Raw genomic sequence first — 5,584 nt, forward strand, 5'->3', positions numbered from 1 at the left:
CAAGGCACCAAGTTGGGTCGGCGTTCACCGAGACGAACACCTCCATGATCACCGAGCCGCCCGGAGAGAGCCAGAGTCTTGGTGAGCCAGACGCATACTTTCCCGGCCCACGGCGCACCAGCGGCGCTCATCCGCTAACTCGCATTTGTTGTCGTTTTGACGCCTCAAAACGACAACAAATGCGAGTTAGTTGGGTGGGGCCGCCCTAGGTTAGGTGCCCAGCAGGCGCACGTGGTCCGGGGTGAGTTCCGAGATCCTGGTGACTCCGAGCAGGGCCATGGTGCGGGCCATGTCCTTCTCCAGGATCTGGATGGTGCGGTCCACGCCGGCGCGCCCGCCGGCCATGAGCCCGTAGAGGTACGCCCGGCCGATCAACGTGAAGTCGGCGCCGAGGGCCAGGGCCGCCACGATGTCGGCGCCGCTCATGATGCCCGTGTCCAGGATGACGGCTGCGTCGCTGTTGTCCGCCTTCAGTGCTGCGGAGACCTCCGGAACGAGGTGCAGAGGAATCGGTGCCCGGTCCAGCTGGCGCCCGCCGTGGTTGGAGATCACGACGCCGTCCGCGCCGTGGTCCACCACCTTGCGGGCATCTTCCACCGTCTGGATGCCCTTGACCACGAGCTTGCCCTTCCAGGTTTCGCGCAGCCAGTCCAGGTCATCGAAGGTCAGGGTGGGATCGAACATGGAGTTGATGAGCTCGGCCACGGTGCCCGTATAGCGGGAGAGCGAGGCGAAGGTCAACGGCTCGTGCGTGAGGAAGTTGAACCACCAGGCGGGCCTGTACGAGGCATCCAGGACGGTTTTCACGGTGAGTGCCGGCGGAATGGTCATGCCGTTGCGGACGTCCCGCAGCCGGGCACCCGCGACGGCGGTGTCCACCGTGACCATGAGGGTATCGTTTCCGGCCTTTGCGGCGCGCTCGATCAGTTCCAGGGAACGGTCCCTGTTTGTCCACAGGTACAGCTGGAACCAGTTGCGGCCGTTCGGGGCCGCCGCGGCCACGTCCTCGATGGAGGCCGTGCCCATCGTGGAGAGGGTGTAGGGAATACCAGCGGCTTCGGCCGCCTGCGAGCCCGCGTACTCACCTTCCGACTGCATCATGCGAGTGAACCCCGTGGGCGCGATGCCGAACGGAAGCCTGGATTCCTTGCCCAGGATCTTGGTCCTGAGATCAATCCTGGAGACGTCGCGCAGGATCCCCGGCCGGAACTCGACGTCCTGGAACGCCTGGCGGGCCCGGCGAAGGGTGATCTCCGCCTCCGCCGCACCGTCCGTGTAGTCGAACGGCGCCTGCGGAGTGCGACGCTTGGCCATGTCCCGCAGTTCCCAAATGGTGGATGCGCGGCGCAACTTCGCAGCGTTGCTGAACTCGGGCTTCTTGAACTTCATGAGCGGCGCCAGGTCCGCGTACTTGGGAACCCGGCGCTTGAGTGCAGCAGGACGCCCGACGTCGGCGGGTGCGTTTGCGGGGACCCCAAAGGAAGGTGCGCTGCTCGGCTGGACGGTCTGCGTCATGGTGCTGTCTCCCGTGTGCTTGTGTGGTTAGACCACACTCTAGGCCATGTGGTCCAACCACATCAACTATTATTTATCCATGCGAACGCACGAGCTCGTCCTGAGTTGGATCGAAAAGCAATTGTCCGATGGGCACTTGGTCCTTGGTGGGCGGCTCCCCGCCGAGCGGGCGCTGGCCGAACAATTGGAAGTATCCCGGACCTCCGTCCGCGAAGCCATCCGGATCCTGGAGGCCATGGGCTTGGTACGGGCAGGTGTCGGCTCGGGCAAGCACGCCGGGACGGTGGTCATCGCGGAACCGGCCACGGCACTCGGCTCCGCGCTACGCCTCCACGTGGCCACGCAGCATTTGCCGGTCGCTGACATCGTGGAAACGCGGGTCCTGCTCGAGTCATGGGCGGTGTCCCGCGCCAAGACCGACGCCCCGGAACTCGAGGAAGCAGCGAGGCTCCTGGACGAAATGGACGCAAGCCCCGCCGTCGACGATTTCCTCGCCTTGGATGTCGCCTTCCACTTGGCGCTGGCGGAAGCTGCGGGGAATACGGTGGTGAGCACCATCATGGGCTCGCTCCGCGAAGCGATCGAGGGATACGCCGCGGCGCTGACGGCGAACCTGCCGGATTGGGACAGCACCGCTCATCGCCTCCGGTCCGAGCACCGCGCCATTTTGGATGCGGTCCACGACGGCGACGGCGGCCGCGCGGCCACGCTTGTTGCCGCGCACATCGAGGGGTACTACAGGGAGGCCGGTCTGGGGAAGGCCCCAGTGGAAGCTAGGCCTTGACAGGTCCGGTGCTTCCCCTGAGCTCAATCCGCGGCGGGAAGTAGTTCGTGGGGGAGACGGCGTCGTTGGTCTGGATCTGCTCCCGCATGCGGCGCCACGCAAGGTCGCCGAGGTCGGAGATCGGCACGGCGGCGGTAGTCAGCGGAGGCATGGTGTACCGGGCGAAGGGCATGTCGTCGAAGCCGGTGAGCGACAAGTCTTCCGGCACGCGGATCCCGCGCTGGCTCAGTCCGCTCAAGAGGCCCATCGCGGCGACGTCGTTGAAGACGAGGATTCCGGTGGCGCCGCACGAAGCGACGGCATCGCTCGACTCGAAACCGGCGTCGAACGTGTTGCCTCCAGGAATGAACTGCAATTCGACGTTCGGGAACTCGGCGGTGAACTTCTCGAGCCCGCGCAGGCGCTGCACGTTTGACGCGCTGCGGTCCGGTCCTGTCAGGTACGCCAGTTTGCGATGGCCCAGCTCAACCAAGTGGGCGGCAAGTTCCTGGATGCCTTGGCCGTAATCCACCACGAGGCTGGGAGTGGGTACCGACTCGGTGGTCCGGTTGATGAGGACGAGTGGATAGAGCGAGGGGGCGAGTTCTTCCAGTTCGGCGTCGCTCATGCGGGGGGCGCACAGAACGACACCGTCGCATCGCCTCCGGGCTTCCCCTGCCAGGATCGCTTCTTCGCTGGAGACTTCGGACGAGTCCGCTATCAGCACGCGGTAGCCGTCGCGGGCGGCCGCAATGCTCAGCCCGCGGAGAATGGCCTGGAACGTGGGGTTGGACAGGTCCGGCACCACGATTCCGATAGTGTCCGTTTTTCCCAGGGCCAGGCTGCGGCCAACCGGATTCGGCTTGTACTTCAGCTCGGAAGCGGCTGCGCGCACGCGAGCGGCAATGTCGGCGTCCACAGTGGTGTTACCGTTCATGACGCGGGAAACGGTGGCATGCGAAACGCCGGCCATGGATGCCACATCTGCGATGCCCACCCGCCGGGTGTTCCTTCTGCCTGGCATGGTTTCCTTCCTGGAGTTGGGGCCGCGCTGTTCCCAGCTCCCCGGGGACGTTTGTCCTGAGGTGAAGTTTATAGTGCGTGGGGAAACGGTTTCCCTTGATGTCGTTGCATTTCGATTTGCGGGCATCCGGAGCCTGGCGCTATGGTTTCGCTATGACTAACCGTTGGTATGCGTATTTTTCGTTGGCTCTGGAGGGGCCCGCGTCTAACTGACACGCATCCAACTTTCCTTCAGAGCCAACAGGGCAGAGATCATTCTCTGCCCTTCGCCATTTCCAGGCGGGCTCTGAGCAGGGTCCGCACCTCTTTCGGAACAGGACCCCTTTCATGACCAGCATCGCCGCAGAGCCCACCACAGTAAGTGCCGACGTCGAGAATGCCGGCGCGCAGTCGACGTCGAACCTGCGCGTCAGCCGCTTCGAGCCGCTCCCCACGCCGCAGGAAATCATCACGGAACTGCCGCTTGACGCGAGGGCCTCCGCCGTCGTCGAGCGCGGACGCGACGGAGTCCGCGCCATCATGGACGGCGTGGACGATCGGCTCTTGGTGATTGTTGGCCCGTGCTCCATCCACGATCCGAAGGCGGGCCTGGAATACGCACGCAGGCTGGTCAGCCAGGCGGAGAAGCACAAGGAAGACCTGCTCATCGTCATGCGGGCGTACTTCGAGAAGCCGCGCACCACAGTGGGTTGGAAGGGCCTCATCAACGATCCCCACCTGGACGGCAGCCACGACATCGCGGCCGGGCTCCGGGCGGCGCGTGGCTTCCTCCAGCAAGTCACAGCCTTGGGCCTGCCGACCGCCACCGAGTTCCTGGAACCCATCAGCCCGCAATACATGGCCGACCTCGTGGCGTGGGGCGCCATCGGTGCGCGGACCACCGAGAGCCAGATCCACCGTCAGCTCGCCTCCGGGCTGTCCATGCCCATCGGCTTCAAGAACGGGACCGACGGCGACCTCCAAGTCGCGATCGATGCCTGCGGTGCTTCCGCGGCACCCCAGGCGTTCCTGGGGATCGACGGCGACGGTCACGCCGCGCTGGTGGCGACGTCGGGCAACCCCGACGCACATGTGATCCTGCGCGGTGGCCGCAAGGGTCCGAACTACGCCGCCGACCAGGTGGCTGCTGCCTCGGAGAAGCTCGCGGCGAAGGGGCTGAACCCGCGTCTGATCGTTGACGCGAGCCATGCCAACAGCGGCAAGAGCCACCATCGCCAGGCGGAAGTCGCGTTGGAGATCGGCGCGCAGTTGGAAAATGACGTTGCTTCGCCGATCGCAGGCGTCATGCTGGAAAGCTTCCTTGTTGGCGGGGCGCAGAACCTGGATGTGGAGCGGCAGTTGGCTGGGGAACAGGAACTTGTGTACGGCCAGAGCGTCACCGATGCCTGCATGGAGTGGGACGTCACGGTGTCCGTCCTGAACCAGCTGGCCGCCTCGGCGCGCAAGCGTCGGATGGCTGGTTCCAACTAGGGAGATCCTCGTCTCCAGTTCGCCGAAAGACTTTCACTTTGGTACCAGCAGCCTCTAGAGTATCTAGCACATGGTTGTTTGATGGCTCAGCATCGGCACACCAGGTAATGAATGCTGGGGTTCGCCGCTAACCGCTGAGAGCAAAGGAATATGGAGAAATGTCCGCAGAGACTAACTTCTCGAACGCGCGTTTCATGACCGTGGCTGAAGTTGCCGAAGTCCTCCGGGTTTCCAAAATGACCGTGTACCGTCTGGTTCACTCGGGAGAATTGCCGGCCGTCCGATTCGGACGATCATTCCGTGTCCCCGAGGAAGCTGTGAGCCAGTACCTGAAGGGCGCGGTTGTCGACGGACACTCGGAGACCGCTTGAGTCCTGCCTGGTTCCCGAAAGGGCCGGCGGTCATTGGGTGCCCCCGATAAGCGGTACCCTGTTAAGGAACGTTTTACGTCATTGTAAGAATCTGTCAGTTGTAAAGTCTGTTGCTCAGTTCAAGGACCTCACCCAGCAGACAGAGTCTCAATCTAGTTTGGTAAGGAACTTACGTGGGTTCAGTTATTAAGAAGCGCCGCAAGCGTATGGCCAAGAAGAAGCACCGCAAACTGCTTCGCAAGACCCGCCACCAGCGTCGCAATAAGAAGTAGAGATACTTCCTCCAGCGTGAATGCCCGTTGCCTCCCGAGGCGGCGGGCATTTTTGCGTCCACGCCCCGGTAACGCCCGCTCACGTATGTGAGCGGGTTATAGGACAAAACGTGTGTAAATCCCGGGCGCGTCATGATCGTCCTGCCCAGCCTGTGCGGTGCCAGAGTCCT

Annotated in this window: 6 protein-coding genes; 4 read left to right on the plus strand and 2 right to left on the minus strand. The window is 63.7% G+C overall.

From position 1 onward, the window contains the following. Positions 1 to 210: 210 nt before the first annotated feature. Positions 211 to 1,515 carry an alpha-hydroxy acid oxidase gene (locus tag BMF89_RS13740; RefSeq protein WP_078107669.1) on the minus strand — a complete coding sequence of 435 codons (1,305 nt, stop codon included), beginning with the start codon at positions 1,513 to 1,515 and terminating at the stop codon, positions 211 to 213. A gap of 79 nt (positions 1,516 to 1,594) precedes the next feature. On the opposite strand from BMF89_RS13740, the gene BMF89_RS13745 reads away from it, so the two are divergent. Next, positions 1,595 to 2,299, plus strand: a complete 705-nt coding sequence (locus BMF89_RS13745) for an FCD domain-containing protein (RefSeq protein WP_078107673.1) — start codon at positions 1,595 to 1,597, stop codon at positions 2,297 to 2,299. Here BMF89_RS13745 and BMF89_RS13750 read toward each other — a convergent pair. Next, a complete protein-coding gene (locus BMF89_RS13750) occupies positions 2,289 to 3,302 on the minus strand; it encodes a LacI family DNA-binding transcriptional regulator (RefSeq protein ID WP_078107670.1) in 1,014 nt (337 codons plus the stop codon). The two genes, BMF89_RS13745 and BMF89_RS13750, sit on opposite strands and share 11 nt — an antisense overlap. A gap of 326 nt (positions 3,303 to 3,628) precedes the next feature. On the opposite strand from BMF89_RS13750, the gene BMF89_RS13755 reads away from it, so the two are divergent. The 3 genes from BMF89_RS13755 (at position 3,629) to BMF89_RS13765 (ending at position 5,414) form a co-directional block, all read left to right on the plus strand. Then, entirely contained in the window at positions 3,629 to 4,771 is a 1,143-nt protein-coding gene (locus BMF89_RS13755) for a 3-deoxy-7-phosphoheptulonate synthase (RefSeq protein WP_078107671.1), read from the plus strand. A gap of 158 nt (positions 4,772 to 4,929) precedes the next feature. Further along, positions 4,930 to 5,142, plus strand: a complete 213-nt coding sequence (locus BMF89_RS13760) for a helix-turn-helix domain-containing protein (protein ID WP_078107672.1) — start codon at positions 4,930 to 4,932, stop codon at positions 5,140 to 5,142. Positions 5,143 to 5,315: 173 nt separating this feature from the next. After that, the gene (locus BMF89_RS13765) at positions 5,316 to 5,414 is read left to right on the plus strand and encodes an AURKAIP1/COX24 domain-containing protein (protein WP_003792170.1); all 99 of its coding nucleotides are present in this window, start codon (positions 5,316 to 5,318) and stop codon (positions 5,412 to 5,414) included. Positions 5,415 to 5,584: the final 170 nt, after the last annotated feature.

Origin of the sequence: Arthrobacter sp. SRS-W-1-2016 (assembly GCF_002009585.1) — a bacterium.
Lineage (GTDB): Bacteria > Actinomycetota > Actinomycetes > Actinomycetales > Micrococcaceae > Arthrobacter > Arthrobacter bambusae_A.

Excerpts from the sequence above, each read along its gene's own strand:
- BMF89_RS13745 (WP_078107673.1), top strand. The coding sequence starts at position 1,595 with ATGCGAACGCACGAGCTCGTCCTGAGTTGGATCGAAAAGCAATTGTCC.
- BMF89_RS13740 (WP_078107669.1), bottom strand. The coding sequence starts at position 1,515 with ATGACGCAGACCGTCCAGCCGAGCAGCGCACCTTCCTTTGGGGTCCCC.
- BMF89_RS13760 (WP_078107672.1), top strand. The coding sequence starts at position 4,930 with ATGTCCGCAGAGACTAACTTCTCGAACGCGCGTTTCATGACCGTGGCT.
- BMF89_RS13755 (WP_078107671.1), top strand. The coding sequence starts at position 3,629 with ATGACCAGCATCGCCGCAGAGCCCACCACAGTAAGTGCCGACGTCGAG.
- BMF89_RS13750 (WP_078107670.1), bottom strand. The coding sequence starts at position 3,302 with ATGCCAGGCAGAAGGAACACCCGGCGGGTGGGCATCGCAGATGTGGCA.